This window comes from Paraburkholderia rhynchosiae (assembly GCF_002879865.1).
Lineage (GTDB): Bacteria > Pseudomonadota > Gammaproteobacteria > Burkholderiales > Burkholderiaceae > Paraburkholderia > Paraburkholderia rhynchosiae.
In genome coordinates this window covers 1-1,256 of the sequence record NZ_PNXY01000103.1, presented here as the reverse complement: position 1 = coordinate 1,256, position 1,256 = coordinate 1, and the positions used below count along the sequence as shown (strand labels likewise).

1 protein-coding gene is annotated in these 1,256 nt (G+C 58.9%); it reads left to right on the top strand.

Annotated features, from left to right (window positions below):
* The first annotated feature begins 70 nt into the window (after positions 1-70).
* Positions 71-1,248, top strand: a protein-coding gene (locus C0Z16_RS36970; RefSeq protein ID WP_208638675.1) for an IS3 family transposase whose coding sequence is annotated in 2 segments (ribosomal slippage) — positions 71-338 and positions 338-1,248 — 1,179 coding nt in all. Because the reading frame shifts where the segments join, the coding sequence is not laid out codon by codon here.
* Positions 1,249-1,256: the final 8 nt, after the last annotated feature.

The window sequence follows — 1,256 nt, the reverse complement described above, 5'->3', positions numbered from 1 at the left end:
TGTAGTGGTCTAATTTCCTCGGACAGGTCGATAGGGGGACAATCCTGAATCGACGAGGAAAAAGAGCAAGATGACAAGAAGGCGCCGACAATTTGACGCCAGCTTCAAGCTGGAAGTAGTAAGGATGGTGCGAGACCAGGGGCTATCGGTTAGCGAAGTGTGCCGGTCGATGGACCTTGTAGAGACAGCCGTGCGCCGCTGGGTTGCGCAGTACGATGCGGAGCGTGCTGGTGGTCCCGGCGAGGGCAAGCCGCTCACGGCTGAGCAGCAGCGTATCCGGCAGCTCGAGGCGGAAAACCGGCAACTGCGCGAGGACAACGCGCTGCTAAAAAAAGCATCGGCCTTCTTTGCCCGGGAACTGAAGTGATTTACCGCGTGGTAACTCATTTGCAACGGGAGGCCGTATCGGTCAGTCACGCCTGCCGGCTTTTGCAGGTGAGCCGCTCTGGCTACTATGCGCACCGGAGCGCCGCGCCGAGCGCGAAGAGGTTGCAGGAAAAGACGCACGTCAAGGCAGCATTCGCCGCGAGCGGCGCGAGCTATGGTAGCCGCCGCGTGATGCATGCACTGCGGGAGCAAGGGCTGCGAATCGGTCGTTACCGGGTGCGTACGCTGATGCGCGAAGCGGGCCTGCGCACGAGCTGGAAGCGCAAGTTCGTCTCGACGACCGACAGCAGACATACGCTACCTGTGGCAGAGAACCTGCTCGACAGACAGTTTGACGTGGCCGAGCCCAATCGTGCATGGGTTTCGGACATCACATATATCCGCACGGCACAGGGCTGGCTCTATCTGGCAGTCGTGCTGGACTTGCACTCGCGCAGGGTGGTTGGCTGGTCAATGGCACCCACCATGCCGGCTGGACTCGTCATGTCGGCATTGACGATGGCGCTGCAGCAGCGTCGGCCAGCGCCGGGACTGGTCCTACATTCGGACAGAGGCAGCCAGTATGCAAGCGATGAATACCAGGCCTTGCTGAAGCAGCATCACGTGGTTTGCAGCATGAGTCGCAAGGGAAATTGTTGGGATAATTCGGTGATGGAAAGATTCTTCCTGAACCTCAAAATGGAGCGTGTATGGCAGCGTCGGTACGCCAACCACGATGAGGCTCGGCGCGATATCAACCAGTACATAGTCGCTTTCTACAATCCGGTGCGGTTGCACTCCACGCTGGGCTATCTGTCGCCCGCCGCTTACGAGGCGAAACCGACAGCAAAAGAACCTATCTGCCTGTCCGAAATTAGTTGACCACTACA